This window comes from Achromobacter sp. 46006, from assembly GCF_059761975.1.
In genome coordinates, this window is the sequence record NZ_JCBANN010000002.1 from 137,746 (window position 1) to 153,755 (window position 16,010).

15 protein-coding genes are annotated in these 16,010 nt (G+C 67.5%); 6 read left to right on the forward strand and 9 right to left on the reverse strand.

Going from position 1 to position 16,010, the window contains the following annotated elements; genetic code table 11:
- Positions 1-3: 3 nt before the first annotated feature.
- Genes AC6LKG_RS01955 through AC6LKG_RS01965 form a run of 3 tightly spaced genes read right to left on the reverse strand, consistent with a single transcriptional unit; the run spans position 4 to position 4,505 of the window.
- Positions 4-1,170, reverse strand: coding sequence for an FAD-dependent monooxygenase (locus AC6LKG_RS01955; RefSeq protein ID WP_498162326.1), 1,167 nt, complete (start codon positions 1,168-1,170; stop codon positions 4-6).
- On the reverse strand, positions 1,163-2,419 hold the full coding sequence (locus AC6LKG_RS01960) for an MFS transporter (protein ID WP_498162328.1): 1,257 nt from the start codon (positions 2,417-2,419) through the stop codon (positions 1,163-1,165). Before AC6LKG_RS01960 ends, AC6LKG_RS01955 begins: the two co-directional genes overlap by 8 nt.
- Positions 2,420-2,429: 10 nt before the next feature.
- Positions 2,430-4,505, reverse strand: a complete 2,076-nt coding sequence (locus tag AC6LKG_RS01965) for a TonB-dependent receptor (RefSeq protein WP_498162330.1) — start codon at positions 4,503-4,505, stop codon at positions 2,430-2,432.
- A 128-nt stretch (positions 4,506-4,633) separates the two neighbouring features.
- Here AC6LKG_RS01965 and AC6LKG_RS01970 point away from each other — a divergent pair, with 128 nt between their 5' ends.
- Positions 4,634-5,587 carry a helix-turn-helix transcriptional regulator gene (locus tag AC6LKG_RS01970; protein WP_498162332.1) on the forward strand — a complete coding sequence of 318 codons (954 nt, stop codon included), beginning with the start codon at positions 4,634-4,636 and terminating at the stop codon, positions 5,585-5,587.
- A gap of 242 nt (positions 5,588-5,829) precedes the next feature.
- Complete coding sequence (locus tag AC6LKG_RS01975; RefSeq protein ID WP_498162334.1) at positions 5,830-7,278, forward strand: DEAD/DEAH box helicase; 1,449 nt, start codon at positions 5,830-5,832, stop codon at positions 7,276-7,278.
- A gap of 88 nt (positions 7,279-7,366) precedes the next feature.
- On the opposite strand, the gene AC6LKG_RS01980 is transcribed toward AC6LKG_RS01975, so the two are convergent.
- Complete coding sequence (locus AC6LKG_RS01980) at positions 7,367-7,750, reverse strand: thioredoxin family protein (protein ID WP_498162336.1); 384 nt, start codon at positions 7,748-7,750, stop codon at positions 7,367-7,369.
- 63 nt (positions 7,751-7,813) lie between these two features.
- On the opposite strand from AC6LKG_RS01980, the gene AC6LKG_RS01985 reads away from it, so the two are divergent.
- From AC6LKG_RS01985 to AC6LKG_RS01995, 3 genes are all read left to right on the forward strand, one after another.
- Positions 7,814-8,617 (forward strand): EI24 domain-containing protein, encoded by an 804-nt coding sequence (locus AC6LKG_RS01985; protein ID WP_498162338.1) that lies wholly within the window; start codon positions 7,814-7,816, stop codon positions 8,615-8,617.
- A gap of 44 nt (positions 8,618-8,661) precedes the next feature.
- On the forward strand, positions 8,662-9,474 hold the full coding sequence (locus AC6LKG_RS01990) for a competence/damage-inducible protein A (protein WP_498162339.1): 813 nt from the start codon (positions 8,662-8,664) through the stop codon (positions 9,472-9,474).
- Between the two features lie 160 nt (positions 9,475-9,634).
- The gene (locus AC6LKG_RS01995; protein WP_498162341.1) at positions 9,635-10,498 is read left to right on the forward strand and encodes an IclR family transcriptional regulator; all 864 of its coding nucleotides are present in this window, start codon (positions 9,635-9,637) and stop codon (positions 10,496-10,498) included.
- Between the two features lie 69 nt (positions 10,499-10,567).
- On the opposite strand, the gene AC6LKG_RS02000 is transcribed toward AC6LKG_RS01995, so the two are convergent.
- Positions 10,568-11,545 carry a tripartite tricarboxylate transporter substrate binding protein BugD gene (locus AC6LKG_RS02000; RefSeq protein WP_498162342.1) on the reverse strand — a complete coding sequence of 326 codons (978 nt, stop codon included), beginning with the start codon at positions 11,543-11,545 and terminating at the stop codon, positions 10,568-10,570.
- Positions 11,546-11,939: 394 nt separating this feature from the next.
- Here AC6LKG_RS02000 and phaP point away from each other — a divergent pair, with 394 nt between their 5' ends.
- Positions 11,940-12,518 (forward strand): TIGR01841 family phasin, encoded by a 579-nt coding sequence (gene phaP / locus AC6LKG_RS02005; RefSeq protein ID WP_498162344.1) that lies wholly within the window; start codon positions 11,940-11,942, stop codon positions 12,516-12,518.
- A gap of 214 nt (positions 12,519-12,732) precedes the next feature.
- Here the strand turns inward: phaP and AC6LKG_RS02010 are convergent, their stop codons facing one another.
- The 4 genes from AC6LKG_RS02010 to AC6LKG_RS02025 all read right to left on the reverse strand — a co-directional run bounded on the left by AC6LKG_RS02010 (position 12,733) and on the right by AC6LKG_RS02025 (position 16,008).
- The gene (locus AC6LKG_RS02010; protein WP_498162346.1) at positions 12,733-13,779 is read right to left on the reverse strand and encodes a quinone-dependent dihydroorotate dehydrogenase; all 1,047 of its coding nucleotides are present in this window, start codon (positions 13,777-13,779) and stop codon (positions 12,733-12,735) included.
- Positions 13,780-13,836: 57 nt separating this feature from the next.
- The gene (locus tag AC6LKG_RS02015; RefSeq protein ID WP_498162347.1) at positions 13,837-14,580 is read right to left on the reverse strand and encodes an arginyltransferase; all 744 of its coding nucleotides are present in this window, start codon (positions 14,578-14,580) and stop codon (positions 13,837-13,839) included.
- 97 nt (positions 14,581-14,677) lie between these two features.
- Entirely contained in the window at positions 14,678-15,430 is a 753-nt protein-coding gene (gene aat / locus AC6LKG_RS02020; protein WP_498162349.1) for a leucyl/phenylalanyl-tRNA--protein transferase, read from the reverse strand.
- The gene (locus AC6LKG_RS02025; RefSeq protein WP_498162351.1) at positions 15,427-16,008 is read right to left on the reverse strand and encodes an NUDIX hydrolase; all 582 of its coding nucleotides are present in this window, start codon (positions 16,006-16,008) and stop codon (positions 15,427-15,429) included. The genes aat and AC6LKG_RS02025 overlap by 4 nt, the downstream gene beginning before the upstream one ends.
- Positions 16,009-16,010 lie beyond the last annotated feature (2 nt).

Sequence of the window (16,010 nt, forward strand, 5' to 3'; positions counted from 1 at the left end):
TGGTCAGCCAAGCGCGGCAGCCGCTTCCATTTCGGATTTCAGTCCACTGAGGAAATAGCGCTTCATGATCAGCCTGGGCAGCAGCCGCAAGGCCGTATTGCGCAGGCCGAAAGCGAAGGCCGAGGCCGGCACGTAGACGGGCGCCAGCTTGCGGCTGCGCTGCTGCAGGCTGTCGATTACTGGCCGCAGCCGCCGCTCGTGGGCCGCCAGGGCCTGTTCAATTGGCTGCCTGCCCAATTCCTGCGCGAGCACGTAGGCGCCGGCCAATGCCATGCCCGCGCCCTGTCCAGAAATAAGGGACAGGCTATGCGCGGCGTCACCCGCCAGCAGGATGCGGCCCCGGTGCCAACAGGGCAGTTCGACCAGCGCCAAGTCGTCCATGACGATGGGCGTGTCGTGCGCCAGCATGGCCAACTGCCGTCCGACTTCCGCGTGTGTGCCGCGGGACAGTTCGCGCAGCAGGCCAAGCCGTTGCGGCGCCGCGACCCAACCGTGTTCATGGCTGCGCCATACGTGCAAGGCCGCTTTGCGGCCGCCGCCGAGCCCGTGGTATTCCACTTGGTGGCCGGGCGCCGCGTAGGATACGAAGTCCCGCGCCATGCCAGTGTCGTCCTCGGTGTCGTAGGCGGCGTAGCGATAGCCCAGCGTGGACAGCGGGGGATCGTCGGCGCCGAACACCTGGGCGCGCAATGCCGAGCGCACACCGTCCGCCCCGACCAGGAGGTCGGCGCGCAATTGACTGCCATCCGACAGCGTGATGTCCACGCCGCCGGGGTCCTGGGTACAGTGGGCGACAGTGGTCGCCAGCCGGATCTCGGCGTGGTCGCGCACCGCCTCATGCAGGACCTGCACCAGATCCGTGCGGCGCAAGGTGATCCAGTCCAGATCCTTCAACAATTCGCGGTAGCGGATCCGCATGACTTCCCGGCCCCGTCGGTCGCGGTAGATGTTTTCGCCGATCTCGTGTTCCACCGCGCGCAGCGCCGGTACCAGCTCCATGCGGCGCGCGGTCAGCAGGCCGGGGCCGGACAGGCCCATCATGTAGCCGCCGTCGCGCAGGTGCGCGGCGCGTTCCGCGATGACGGCGCGCCAGCCGTGCCGCGTCAACCACCAGGCGCAGGCCAGCCCGGCAACACCGGCGCCGGCGATGACCACGGTGCGTTCAGACATGTTCATTCTCCGGGGAAAAGGGCGGCGCCAGGCGCCGCATCAGGGTAGGGAGGGCGAGCAACCCGGCAGCGCCGAAGGCCGCCGCGGCGCCGAAGCAGACGCTATAGCCCCAGTGCTGCGCCAGCCAGCCGGCGGCGACGCCGCCGATCGTGGCGATCATGGCGTCCGCGCACTGGAACAGGGTGAAGTCGACGCCGGCCTGTGCTGGCGAGGCCCGGCCCATGAGGAAGGCGTACAAGGCCACGAAGCCGGTGGCCGCCGTTGCCGCTTTCAGCAATGCCAGCGCCACCAGCCAATGCGGGTCGGCGTGCGGCAGCCAGGATGACGCCAGCACGGCGGCCAGGAAGATGACCAGCGCCATGGTCTGCAGGGCCAAGGCCACGACCACCGCCCGCGCCGCCGCGAGGCGCTGCAGGATCAGGGCGCCGAGCAAGGTGCCGGCCAGGCCCGCCACGACCGCACCGGCGCCATTGATCCAGCCCACCGACGCCAGCGGCACACCGCGATCGAGCAGCAGCAGGGGCGTCATGCCATAGGCCAGCCGGGAGCCGGCCTGGAACACGATCGTGATGACCAGGCCCAGGCGCACGTCGGGACGACCCAGCGCATGCGCCAGACTGGGGCGGCGCGCGGGCGGGCAGGCCGCGCGCGCCGGCTCGCGCACCAGGGCGAATGGCAGCGTCAACAGCAGGACCAGTCCGCCCATGGTGGCCGCCGCCACGCACCAACCGTGGCTGCCTGCCAGGACGACGAACAGCCCGGCGCCCAGGAACATGCCCAGGTAGCTGGAGCCGACCTGGGTGGCGTTGCCCCAGCCGCGTCGGTTCTCCGCCAGCTGTTCGACCGCGAACGCGTCGCCGGCGATGTCCACCGTGGCTGCCGTCAACGAGATCAGGCCCAGGATGGCCAGCAGCACGGGCATGGCTGGCTGGCCCAGGCCCGCCAGCAGGAACAGCAGCGCGGCCAGCAACCATTGCCCGGGCAGCACGATGCGGCGGGTGCGCCGCTCGGCATGGCCCGCAGGCAGCCGGTAGCGTTCGATCCAGGGCGCCCACAGGAACTTGAGCGCCCAGGGCAGGAACGCCAGATTGGCCAGGCCGATCTGGTCCAGCGGCGCGCCGCTGTCGCGCAGCAAGGCGGGCACGCCCTGGAAGGCGATGCCGCTCACCAGGCTTTGGGCCATGCAGATGCCGCCGATGGCGGCGATCACCTGCGCCGTGGGCAGGCGCGCGGGCACGTCTGGGCGCATGCCGCCGCTCCTAGTATTCGAAGGCGACGTTCAGGCCGACCGTCCGGCCCGGATCGACCTGGGCGAAGTCGCCCATCGGCCCGCCGGCGAAGGCGAAGGTGCGGTAGCGCTTGTCGGTGAGGTTGTTGGCATACAGCGTGGCCTCGACCTGCGGCCGGATGCGCCAGGCCAGGCTAAGGTCGACCAGCGTGTAGGCGTCCTGGCGCAGCGAGTTGGCGATGTCGAAGAACTGCGCGCCGATGCGCCGTACGGCCAGCGTGGGCGACAGCCACCCGATGCCGGTGGCGAAGTGGCCGCGGGCGCTGGCGGTCAGGCCGTAGCCCGGCGAGAACGGCACCCGGTTGCCGTCGCAGCCCTGGCAGGCGGAGGCGTCGCTGAAGCTGCGGAACGTGGTGTGGTTGACGAAGCCGTCCAGGCCCAGCGTCCATTGCGCCGAGACGTCCCAACCCAGGTCGAATTCGACGCCCGTGGCGCGCGTGTTGCCGACGTTCTGCAGGTGCTGCTGCCCCAATCCGCCGACATAGAGCTGCGCGTCGTGGATGTCAGTGCGGTAGACGGCGGCGCCCAGCCGCAGCGTGTCGCCGTCATGGCGCGTGCCGACCTCGTAGCTCAGGCCTTTTTCCCTGCCATAGGGGCGGGCGTCGGCGGGATTGGAAGGCGCCAGGTTGTAGCCTCCCGGTTTGTAGCCCTGCGCGGCGTTGGCGTACACGCGCCACTCGGGCGACAGCCGGTAGCCGGCCGACAGCTTGCCCAGCGCGCTGCTGCCCGCGCTCGAGCCCGAACCGCTGAACGGCGCTTGGCCCAAGGTGGAGAAATCGAGCGTCTGGCCGTCATAGCGCGTGGCAGCCTTGTCGCGGGAATAGCGCAGGCCGGCCGACAGATCGAGCGCGTCGGTGGCATGCCAGGTGGCGTCGGCATAGGCGGCGAGCGATTCGCTGGTGTTGCGCGAGTCGGACTGGTGCGTGTCCAGCGGCATCGGCCCCTGCATCTGGTTGAACACCGCGCGCGATTGGCTGACGCGCTGGCGATACAGGCCCAGCACGCCATCGACGGCGCGCTTGCCGGTGGTGGACAGGCGCAGCTCCTGCACCTGCTGGCGCCAGCGCTCGGGCTGGCTGGTGTAGCTGGGGCCGATCGGGAAGTGGCGGTCGTAGTGCAGGGCCTGCCAGGCCGCCACCGCGTTCAGGCGCCAGCCGTCGAAATCGTAGCGGCCGCTCAGCGACTGGCTGTTGCCGCAGCGCTTGTGATAGAAATCCGCCAGCGACGCCGGCATGCCCGGCGCGGTGTACGCGTGGCTGGCATGGAGATCGTCGAACGGAACGTAGGCGTCCTGGCTGGCGCGGGTGCATTCGCCGCTGACGGCCAGTCCCAGTTCCCACGGACTGCCGGCGGGTGCCAGCCGCAGCCGCGCGGCGCCCGCATTGGCCGAGGCGCCGCCCACATGGCTGGCGCCGGTGGCGGGGTTGTCCAGCCGGCCGGGTGCGTCGCTCGCCACGGCGGTGACCGAGCCGTACAGCAGGTTGGCGACCAGCGGCCCGCCGCCGCTGGCCTTGAACAGGTAGCCGTCGCGGCTGGCGACGCCGGCGCTGGCGCGGAAGTAGGGCTCGTCGCCCGGCTGCCGCGACACGATGTTGAGGACGCCGCCCATGGCGCTCTTGCCGTAGAGCGTGCCCTGGGGCCCCTTCAGCAGCTCGACGCGGTCGACGTCGGTCAGCAGTTGCGAGGTGAACGTCGGCAATTGCGGCACGCCGTCAACGTAGACCGTCAGGGCGGGGTTGTAGAAGTCCTGCGCGGACGTGATGCCGCGCACCGATATCACCGGGTACAGGAACGAGCCGCTGCTGGACATCTGCACGCCGGGCAGCACGCGCGACAACTGCATGGTGTTGTCGACCTGGGCGGACTGCAGGGTATCGGCCGGCACGATGAACGCGGCGCCGTTGAGATCGCGCAGCGACTGTTCCTGCTTGCTGGCGGTGACGGTGATGGGAGCAAGCTCGCTGACGGACTGTGCCGCGGCGGGCGCCGCGAAGGCACACAGGGCGGTCGCCAGGGCGGTGTGTCGGAAAGGGAACGCTGTCGTCATGTTGTCGGGCCGGGCTTTGGGTAGAATCATTAATGAGAATTATTGTTGTTTGATGGGCGCCACGCTGACGTTTTCAGTGCCGCCGTTGTTCAAATCGGGGTCTGAATTTGGATTTCGCCATCGGCGCTATGACGCCCCCCGCCGCCGGGTCTCTCGTGCGCTCCGACCATCCATTGCTGTCGGCGGTTGCCATGCCGCCCGAGTGGATGACCATGCTGCGCTCGGAGGCGTGTGACGACGACCTGGCCTTGACCGTCTGGAGCGGCGCGCCTGCCATCGGCCTCGACGTCAACGCCGAAGGCCCGCCGATGTTCTGCATCGCCGTCTTCCTGGATGGCCGTGCGCGCATGTCGATCCAGGGGGGAGAGCCGTTGGCGGTGGGGCCCGGCATGGCCGTGGTGCAAACCGGTGAGCGTGGGACGCGGGGCTGGTTTCACATGCCGGGCAGGCAGAATGTCCGTCTGGTGGACATCCGATATTCACCCGCCGGGCTGCTGCGCGCCGGCGGCAGGCCGCTGGCCGCGCTGCGCGGCGCTTTCGTGCTCGATCACAGCGTGCCGGCCACGGGATCGCTGATGGCGGGCTTTCCCGCGCCGCCAGGCTTGTTGCGGCTGGCGGCGGACGTGCTGGATTGCCGCCACGAAGACGCCACCGCGCGCCGCCTGTACATGCGCGCCAAGGCGCTCGAAGCCCTGGCCATCGTGCTCGAGACCATGAGCGACGCCAGCGGCGAGCCGCCGGTCGCGGCCCGCGAGCGGCGCCAGCTGGCCCAGGCCCGGCGCCTGATCGAGGCCCGCTATGGCGAGGTATGGACAGTGCCGCGGCTGGCGCGCGAGGTCGGCCTGAGCGAGAAAAAGCTCAAGGCCGGCTTTCGCCAGGTGGCCGGCCGCTCGGTCCATGCCTATCTGAGGTCGGTCCGGCTGGAGGCCGCGGCGTCCATGCTGGAGGCCGGTTACAGCGTCACCGACGCCGCGCTGGCCACCGGATTCGTCAACCTGAGCCATTTCAGCAAGAGCTTCCGCCAGGCCAAAGGAGTCGCTCCCAGGCACTGGCTTGACCGCCCCGGCGTCCGGCTGCGCTAAAATTAAGTTATCCACAGCAATCCGGGCCTGGTACTGCCCTCATAAGTATCGAAACCAGAATGCGCCACCTGGCCTGCAAGGCAGGGTGCCGATTGCCCGCGATGCGCTTGCGCTTCGGGTGGTTCGCACGTGGCCGCGCGAGCGTGGCGCGCGTTCCGGTTGTCCCGATGCATATGCATTGCAGTGCTCGCAGCACTCTCGTTTTGTTCTTTTTCACTGGTCCCGGTACTTGCCTAACCCTGATGACTGAATCCACTCAATCCGCAGCACCCACCGCCGCAGCGCCCGCGCCGACGCCCACGTTCTCCGACTTCGGGCTGCATCCCCTGCTGTTGCAATCGATTGCCGAAACCGGCTACACCACGCCCACTCCGATCCAGGCGCAAGCCATTCCCGTCGTGGTCGAAGGGCGCGATGTCATGGGCGCGGCCCAGACCGGCACCGGCAAGACGGCGGCCTTCACGCTGCCGATCCTGCATCGCCTGATGCCGCTGGCCAACACCAGCGCCTCCCCCGCCCGCCATCCGGTGCGCGCGCTGATCCTCACGCCCACGCGCGAGCTGGCCGACCAGGTCTACGAAAGCGTCAAGCGCTATAGCAAGCAGACGCCGCTGCGTTCCGCGGTGGTGTTCGGCGGCGTCGATATCGGTCCGCAGAAGGAAGCGCTGCGCCGTGGCTGCGAAGTGCTGGTGGCCACGCCTGGCCGCCTGCTCGACCACGTCGAGCAGAAGAACGTGAACCTGAGCCAGGTCGGCATCCTGGTGCTGGACGAAGCCGACCGCATGCTCGACATGGGCTTCCTGCCCGACCTGGAACGCATCATCCGGCTGCTGCCCGCGCAGCGCCAGGGCCTCTTGTTCTCGGCCACCTTCAGCAACGAAATCCGCAAGCTCGGCCGTTCGTACCTGAACCACCCGGTCGAAATCGAAGTCGCGGCCCGCAACGCCACGGCCAACACCATCACGCAGATCGCCTACAAGATGAGCGGGGACCAGAAGCGCGCGGCGGTGGTGCACCTGGTGAAGTCGCGCGGCCTGAAGCAGGTCATCGTGTTCTCGAACACCAAGATCGGCACGGCGCGCCTGGCGCGCGAGCTCGAGCGCGACGGCGTCAAGGCCGAATCGATCCACGGCGACAAGACCCAGGCCGATCGCATGAAGGCGCTCGAAGCCTTCAAGGCCGGTGATCTCGAAGTGCTGGTGGCTACCGACGTGGCCGCGCGCGGGCTGGACGTGGCCGGCGTGCCTTGCGTGATCAACTATGACCTGCCCTACAACGCCGAAGACTATGTGCACCGCATCGGCCGTACCGGCCGCGCTGGCGCCAGCGGTGAAGCCATCGCCCTGTTCACCGCCGACGAAGAGCGTTTCCTGCTCGACATCGAGAAGCTGATCAAGCGCGAAGTGCCGCGCGGCACGCTCGACGTGCCGGCCGACCTGGTCGCGCGCAGCCACGGCCGCCGCGAAGAGCGCGGTGCGTCGTCGCGCGAGGGCGGCCGCGAGCGTGGCCGCGCGTCGGATCGCCGTTCTGGCGGCACACCGCGCCAGGCCCCGGTGGACGACTTCTTCCTCAAGCCGTACGAACCTTCGGCGCCGTCTGCCCCGGTCGAAGAACAGGCGCCGCGCCAGAACGGTAATTCGTCCGCGCCCAAGCGCCAACTGGCCGTGTTGCTGGGAGGCAGCCGCAAGTAGGCAGCGTGTCCGCCTGGCGGGGTTGCCGAGGCGATCCATGCCCACAAAAAAAGCGCCTGGCATGGCGCTTTTTTTGTGGCTGGCGGTGTCAGGCAGCCAGCAGCCGTGGCAGGTCGGGCAACGCCGCAGTCACCGGCGCGCTGTGCTCGTCCAGGCTGTCGAGCAGGCGTTCGAGATGGCCGATGTGCGGCAGCATGGGGCCATAGAAGACGACCCGCCCGCCGATCTGGACCAGGAGGGTGGGGAAGTTCTCGACGTCGACGTCGCCCAGCAGTTCGGCGTGATCCTCGATATCGATCCAGGCGAACACATGCTGCGGACGGGCGCCGGACAGCGCCCGCAGCTTGGGCTTGTATTCCTCGCAAGTGTCGCACCAGGCGGCGCAGAAGCAAGCCACCAGCCAAGCTTGCGGCGAGGCGGCCAGTTGCGCCCGCAGGGCGGTGAGATCGGAGCCGGGTACCAGTAATGTCATACGAGCGCGGAAAAGCAGGTTTGACTATCATACCCGGGATGATCACCTGCCATCTTTGCATTCATGCCCGTCCTGCGTCCTGACACCGAATCCACCGGCACCAGCCGCTTCGCTCGCAGCACGGCGGGCGTGGCGCAGGCGTTCAAGCGCGCCCTGGTGTCGCAGTGCCACCCGACGATGCTGTTCGCGCTGCTGCTGCCGTTCCTGATTGCGCTGGTCGGCGCGCTACTGCTGTTCTGGCTGTTCTGGACGCCGTTGACCGACTGGCTGGCCACCCAGGCATCACACTGGGATTTCATCAACCGCACCGATGAATGGCTGCTGGCAATGGGCTTGTTCTCGCTCAAGCTCTATCTGGTGCCGGTGATCGCGGTATCGATCCTGTTGCCGCTGTCGGGTGTGCTGGGCCTGGCCATCGCGGCGGTTTTCGTCATGCCGCTGGTGCTGCGCCACGTGAGCCAGCGCGAATACGCGGGCCTGCGCCACCAGGGCAAGCTGGCCACCGCCGTCAGCGTCTGGAACGCGGTGTGGGTGTCGGGGGCGTTCGTGCTCGGCTGGCTGTTCACCCTGCCACTCTGGCTGGTGCCGCCGATGGCGCTGGTGCTGCCGGTCTTCTGGTGGACGTTCGCGTTCTCGCGCATGATGCGGGTCGACGCCATCGTCGAGCACGCCAGCCCCGCCGAGCGCAAGCTCATCCTCGAACGCCACAACGGCGGGTTCTGGACCATCGGCCTGATTTGCGCCCTGCTCAACCTGTTGCCTCCGGCCTGGATTATCCTGCCGGTGTTTTCGGCGCTGGTCTATGCGCACTACGGCCTGGACGCACTGCAGCGCCTGCGCCAGGAACGCATCATCGACGCCGCCTGATGGCGGCGGCCGCGCTCATTCAACCGCACTCTCTGGAACCGGACATGGCAGCAGAACCCGCCTCCCGCCGCATCGGCCTCATCATCGTCGGCGACGAAATCCTCTCCGGCCGTCGGCAGGACAAGCATTTCTCCAAAGTGGTCGAGCTGCTCGGCGCCCGGGGCATGCAGCTCGCATGGGCGCAGTTGCTGCCGGATGACCGCGACACCTTGGTGGATGCCTACCGGCGCAGCTTCGCCAGCGGCGACGTGGTGTTCTCCTGCGGCGGCATTGGCGGTACGCCCGACGATCACACTCGCCAGGCTGCCGCCGCCGCCCTGGGACTGGCGCTGGCCCTGCACCCCGAAGCCGAGCAGGCGATCGCGTTGCGCACGGCCGAAATGGCGGCCAAGGGGCAGGGCACGGCCGACATGGGCGCGCCCGAGAATCAGCAACGGTTGCAGATGGGCATGTTTCCCGAGGGCTGCGAGATCGTGCCGAACCCCTACAACCGCATTCCCGGGTTCTTCATCAAGGACCATACCTTCGTGCCGGGATTTCCCGTGATGGCATGGCCGATGCTCGAATGGACGCTCGATACGCGCTATCGTGCGTTGCAGCATATTCGCCGCCACGCCGAACACTCCTTCCTGGTGTTCAGCATGCCCGAGTCGCGCATCACGCCGGCCATGCAGACCGTGGAAACGCGCTGGCCGGGCGTGCGCGCCTTCAGCCTGCCCAGTGTGGGCGAGGCCGGCGGCACACCGCACATCGACCTGGGCGTGAAGGGCGATCCCGAGGCAGCGGCCGAGGCGTTGGCGTTCCTGCGGGCGGAAGTGCTGCGCCTGGGAGGCAAGCTGGCGCCGCCGGCCATGTGACAGACGGGCAACGCCGCGGCGAAACGCCTCGGCGGGCCGGCAGCCAAAAAACGGTTGCCAAACGGCGTCGTAAATTTCACAATACGGGAAAGAACTGTTTGCTGCGTTGCCGCAAGTTAGGTCTCTTTCGGCGGCGCGGCGCTAGCCCCTCTTTGGTCCCATGTCCCGTCCTTCCTCCACTCGCAATGCCCAGGATGCCGAAACCGATGGCGCCTCGGGTAGCCCCATCGCCATCCAGGTCATCGAACGCGCCATGCGCCTGCTCGACGCGCTGGCCGCGCAGCCCGATCCCGTCACGCTCAAGGAATTGTCCGCGACCACCGGCCTGCACGCCTCCACCGCGCACCGCATCCTGAACGACCTGGTGGTGGGGCGGTACGTCGAGCGGGTGGACAACGGCCTGTATCAGTTGGGCATGCGCCTGCTGGAGCTGGGTTCGCTGGTCAAGGGGCGGCTCAACGTGCGCGAAGCGGCCATCGCCGCGATGCGCTCGCTGCACAAGCTTACCGGTCAGACCATCAATCTGTCGGTCCAGCAGGGTGACGAAATCGTCTATATCGACCGCGCCTGGAGCGAGCGCTCGGGCATGCAGGTGGTGCGCGCCATCGGCGGCCGGGCGCCGCTGCACTTGACCTCCACCGGCAAGCTGTTCCTGTCCACGGCCGATACGCGCCAGGTGCGCGCCTACGCTTTGCGCACCGGCCTGGCCGGGCACACCCGCAACAGCCTGACCGATCTCGACCGGCTCGAGCGCGAGCTGGCGCTGGTGCGGCGCCATGGTTACGCGCGCGACAACGAAGAGCTGGAGCTCGGTGTGCGTTGCATCGCTGCCGGCATCTTCGATGACACCGGCAAGCTGGTGGCGGGCTTGTCCATCTCGGCCCCGGCAGAACGCTTGCAGGACGATTGGATAAAGGCCCTGGTAGATACCGCCGCCAGCATTTCCGAGGCGCTCGGCTACGAGCCTCCGGTATCTGGCAGTTTCAACGGATTGGGCATGGCGGCGCAAGCCCTGCGCTCCTGACAGCGCGCCGGGCGTCCGGCCGACCGGGCAGAAAAACGCAGGCCCCGCGGTGGGCGAGGCCTGGTTGGCTTATTGCGGTTCGACGCCGGCTTTCTTGAACAGCTCGGCCCATTGCGGGACTTGCTGCTTGACCTTGGCCTCCAGGGCCTGGGGGTTGGCGTCGGCGGTCAGCACCGTGGCCCCCAGCTGTTTCATGCGCTCCTGGAACTTCGGGTCCGCCAGGCCGGCCTGCAGGCTCTTGACCAGCTTGTCGACCACCGGCTTGGGCGTGCCCTTCGGCACCCACATGCCATGCCAGATCCCGACCTCGAAACCCTTGTAGCCGGATTCGTCCATGGTCGGCAGGTTCGGCAGGGTGGGCACGCGCTTGAGACTGGTGACGGCATAGGCCTTGACCTTGCCGCCGTCGATCTGTTGGGTGGTGTTGGTGGTCTGGTCGCAGAGCATGTCGACCTGCTTGCCCAGCAGGTCGTTCATGGCCGGCGCCGTGCCCTTGTAGGGGATGGTCAGCAGTTGCACGCCCAGCGCCTCGACCAGCATGGTGCCGCACAGGTGGCTGGCGGCGCCGATGCCAGCGTTGGCCAGCGAGACCTTGTCCTTGTTCTTTTTGACGTACTCGGCCAGTTCCTGGATGGTGTTGGGCGGGAAGTCGGCGCGCGCGATGATGGTCATGGGCACGTCGACGACCAGGCCGATCGGCTCGAAGCTCTTGTAGGGGTCGTACCCCGGATTCTTGTACAGCGAGGGCGCGGTCGAGAAGCCGGCATGCATCAGCAGCACGGAATAGCCGTCGGGCTGCGAGCGGGCCACTTGCGTGGTGCCGATCGTGCCGCCCGCGCCCCCCTTGTTCTCGACCACGACGGTCTGGCCCAGCGAGTGCCGCATGGCTTCGGCCAGCGAACGCGCGACGTTGTCCGTCGGACCACCTGCGGCGAACGGCACCACCATGTTGACGGGGCGTTCCGGATATTCCGCGTGGGCGGCGCCGGCCGCGAGCATGGCGCTGGCCGCGAGCAGGGCCGATAGCGTGCGGGGGATGAGGGTCATGAAGTCTCCAATTGCAGGGTTTTGCTTGCTGCGATGTGTTTTTGACCGCTGACTTATGGTTTGTATTTGTCTGTCATCAGCGTGCAAGCAGTGTAGAAAAGAATTGAAACGCCGTCATGTCCGGTATTTCCCGGATCATGGGAAATCCTTGTCCTTGATCAAACCCGGTCCTGGGCGTGCACGGTTAATGCACGGTTAATGTGCAAATAGTTGTTGCGTTGCACCAATATTGCTTGACAACGATTTTCAGGCCCGTAGAATGCCAATTGTGCAGTGCATCAAACGGGCCGGCGGTAGCTTGTAGTACCAGTTTCCGCGCACGTTCCTTATTTCGTCGCAGACACCATCCTTACCTGCCGGACAGCCTCCGGCGACCCTTAAAAGGAGCAATTCTATGAGCGCTATCCCGCAACAAGTCCTGGACCGTCAGAAAGCCGGCATCAACACCTTCGTGGCTGCCCAGTCGGCCGTGTTCGCCGGCTTCGAAAAGCTGGTCGAGCTGAACCTGAAGGTCGTACGCGCCACGCTGGACGAAGTCGCCCAGAAGTCGCAGCAAGCCGCCAGCGTGAAGGACCCGCAGGAAGCCGCGGCTTTCGCCTCGGGCCTGCTGCAGCCGGGCGCCGAAAAGGCCCTGGCCTACACCAAGCACGTGTACGACATCGTTGCCGGCGTGCAAGGCAACCTGGTCAAGCTGACCGAAGAGCAGATCGCCGAAGGCCAACAGCAACTGAGCGACGCCGTCGAGCAGTTCTCGAAGAACGCCCCCACGGGTTCGGAAAGCGCGGTCGCCATGATCAAGTCGTCGCTGGCCACCGCCAACAGCGCCTACGATTCGCTGACCAAGGCCGCCAAGCAGGCCGCTGAAGTTGCCGAATCCAACCTGAATGCCGCCGCCAACGCGACCTTCAAGGCCGCGACGGATGCCGCCGACGCCGCCACCAAGGTCGCCAGCCGCAGCCGCCGCAGCGCCTGAGTATTCAGCGCGTAGTGCTGCGCAAATCGCAGTTATGTAGTACTGTTGAGTGACAGAGCAGAGCTGGAATTAGGGCCACCCTTCGGGTGGCCTCTTTTTTTGCCTGTTTTTGCCGTGGACAGGCAGGCCTGCGTGCAGGCTCGCGGCGGCTGCGGGGCCCCGCAGCCGGTCTTCGCCGCGAAGCGGCCGTCCGCTTTGGGCTGGGCCGGACCGGTCAGTTCCGGCGGGCCACCGCCCGCACGCATTCTCCTACCAGGGTGGGACCTCTGTAGATCAGGCCCGTGTACAGTTGCACGGCGTCGGCGCCGGCCTCGATCTTTTCGCGGGCCTGCTGGCCCGACAGCACGCCCCCCACGCCGATGATCGCCAGGCTGTCGCCCAATTGCTGCCTGAGGCGACGGATCACCGCCAGCGACAGTTCGTGTACCGGCGCGCCGGACAGGCCGCCAGCCTCTTCAGCGTGCGCCATGCCGCTGACGGCATCGCGCGACAACGTGGTGTTGGTGGCGATGACGCCGTCGATGCCGTGGCGCGGCAGGGTGTCGGCGATGGCGTCGATCTGCTCGGTTGTCAGGTCCGGGGCGATCTTCACAGCCATCGGCACGCGGCGTTGGTGCTGGTCTTCGAGCGCGTGGCGCTTGTCCGCCAGTTGCGCCAGCAGCGCCGACAATTCATCGCCGCCTTGCAGCGCGCGCAGGTTCTTGGTGTTGGGCGACGAGATGTTCACCGTCACGTAGTCGGCATGCGGATAGACCCCCGCCAGACCGATCAGGTAGTCGTCGGCCGCGCGTTCGATGGGCGTGTCCGCGTTCTTGCCGATGTTGAGCCCCAGGATTCCGCCCTGCTTGCGCCATTGGCTGCGCTGCACATTTGCCAGGAATGCGTCCAGGCCCTGGTTGTTGAAGCCCAGGCGGTTGATCAGCGCATTGGCCCGCGGCAGGCGGAACATGCGCGGCTTGGGGTTGCCCGGCTGTGCGCGCGGCGTCACCGTGCCGACCTCGATGAAGCCGAATCCCAGATTGCCCAGCGCGTCGATGTAGGCGCCGTTCTTGTCCAGGCCGGCCGCCAGCCCGATGGGATTGGCCAGTTGCATGCCCATCAGCGTGCATGGCGCCTTGGGCTGCGCGTGCAGCAGCTTGCGCGTGGCGCCGCAATCATAGGCCCGCTGCAGTCCCGACAGGGTGACTTCGTGGGCGGTTTCCGCGTCCATGGCGAACAGCGCCGGGCGGGCCAGGGGGTAGGCGTGGAAGAGGATCGACATGGAGCGGGATTGTAAAGCGTCTTGGCCGCGCCATCCGTGGCCGTGCGCCAGCGCGGTTCAGGCGGCGCCTGGCGCGCGCGCGGGGCGCTCGCCCCAGGCACCGTCCACCAGGTACTGGGCAGGGTGGAAGCTGGCCTTGTAAGACATCTTGCGGCTGTCCTCGATCCAGTACCCCAGGTAGAGCCAGGGCAGATTGAGGGTACGGCACTGCTCGATCTGCCACAGGATGCTGTAGGTGCCCAGGCTGCCAGGCACGTCTGGGTCGTAGAAGGTGTAGACGGACGAGAGGCCATCGTCGAGCACATCGATGATGGAGACCATCAACAGCACGCCGCCGGGATCGCGGAATTCGACCAGGCGGGTATTGACGCGGCTGGTCAGCAGGAACTGCGCGTACTGGGTGCGGCTGTCTTCGTCCATGCCGCCGCCCGGGTGGCGGCCTTGCTGGTAGCGAGTGTAGAGCCGGTAGTGTTCGGGTGACCAGGCCAGCTCGGCGACGAACGATTGCAGGTCGCCGTGGTCGCGCCAGGCACGGCGCTGGCTGCGATTCGGGGCGAAGCCGGCGGCGTCGACGCGCACCGGCACACAGGCGCGGCAATTGTCGCAGTGTGGCCGATAGGTGAACAGGCCGCTGCGGCGGAAACCCTGTTCGACCAGTTGCGAATAGGTGCCGGCATTGATCAGGTGGCCGGGCGCGGCAACCTGCGATCGCGCCTGGCGATCCGGCAGGTAACTGCAGGGATACGGCGCGGTCGCGTAGAACTGCAGCGTGGAGAAGGGGAGTTCTTTTAGCTGGCTCATGGGGTGTTCCCGCCAGTGCGTGACGGGCACATGCACATATTAACGCCTAACCCGCGATCGCATGCGGGCCGGGACAAGCCGGGGCGGGGCTTTGCCGTCAGGGTCGCGCCGCCAGCGGCATCAGCCGGCCGTCGCTGTAGAGCCTGCCGGGCGCCCAGGCAAGGGCGGGTTCGGCGCTGGCGGCCCGGACATGCGCCAGGAAGCGCGAGCGCGGCACCGGCCGCGCGCCCAGGCTGGCGAGATGCCGGGTCTGCTGCTGGCAGTCGATCCACTGCACGCCCTGGGCGCTGACGTGGCGCACCAGGTAGGCCAGCGCGATCTTCGAGGCATTGGGCACGTGCGTGAACATCGATTCACCGAAAAACATGCGGCCCAGGCTGATGCCGTACAGCCCGCCCGCCAGTTCGCCATCGATCCAGGTTTCGATGCTGTGGACATAGCCGGCCTGGTGCCAGGCGGCATATGCCTGGCGCATGGCAGCGGTGATCCAGGTGCCCGGCTGGCCGTCGCGCGGCGCGGCGCATTGCGCCATCACGGTGCTGAAGGCCGTATCCACCCGTACCTCGATGCGCGGCGCGGCGTCGTGCTCGTGGCGTGCGATCTGGCGCAGCAGCTTGCGCAGCGAGTGCGAGGGCGCGAAATCCTGGCAGGCCAGCACCATGCGCGGATCGGGGCTCCACCACAGGATCGGCTCGCCTTCGGAGTACCACGGGAAGATGCCGTTGGAATACGCCTGGATCAGGCGCGGCGTCGACAGGTCGGCACCGGCCGCCAGCAGGCCGTCTGGATCGGTCAGGGCGAACTCGGCCGGCGGAAACGGCGTGTCGGCGGCGAGCCAGGGCAGCTTCAACGGTGCGATTCTAGGGTGTAGTGGTGAGGGCCGAAGGTGCCGTGCCTGCGGTCCTCGAAATAGCGCTGCAGCGTGGTCGCCACGGTGCGGAACGCCAGGTCGTCCCAGGGAATCTCGGCCTCGTCGTAGAAGCGGGCCTCCAGGCTTTCCGGGCCGGGATCCAGCTCGGGGCCCAGCACCTCGGCCAGGTAGAAGACATGAACCTGCTCGATCTGCGGCACATCGATGATGGTGTAGATATCGCCCAGCCGGATACGAGCGCCGGATTCCTCCAGCGTTTCGCGGCCGGCGCCCTGCGCGGTGCTTTCGCCCAGCTCCATGAAGCCGGCCGGTAGCGTCCAGGTGTTGTAGCGGGGCTCGATCGCGCGTCGGCAAAGCAGCACGCGGTTGTCCAGTACCGGCACCGTGCCCACCACGAGGCGCGGGTTCTGGTAGTGGATCGCGCCGCAATGGTCGCAGATGTCGCGTTCGCGGTTGTCGCCCTCGGGCACCCGGCGATTCACGGGCGAGCCGCATTGGCTGCAGAAGTTCGCACGGCGCGGCGCGGGGAAATATTCGAGGGGCGATTTGGCGGTCATGG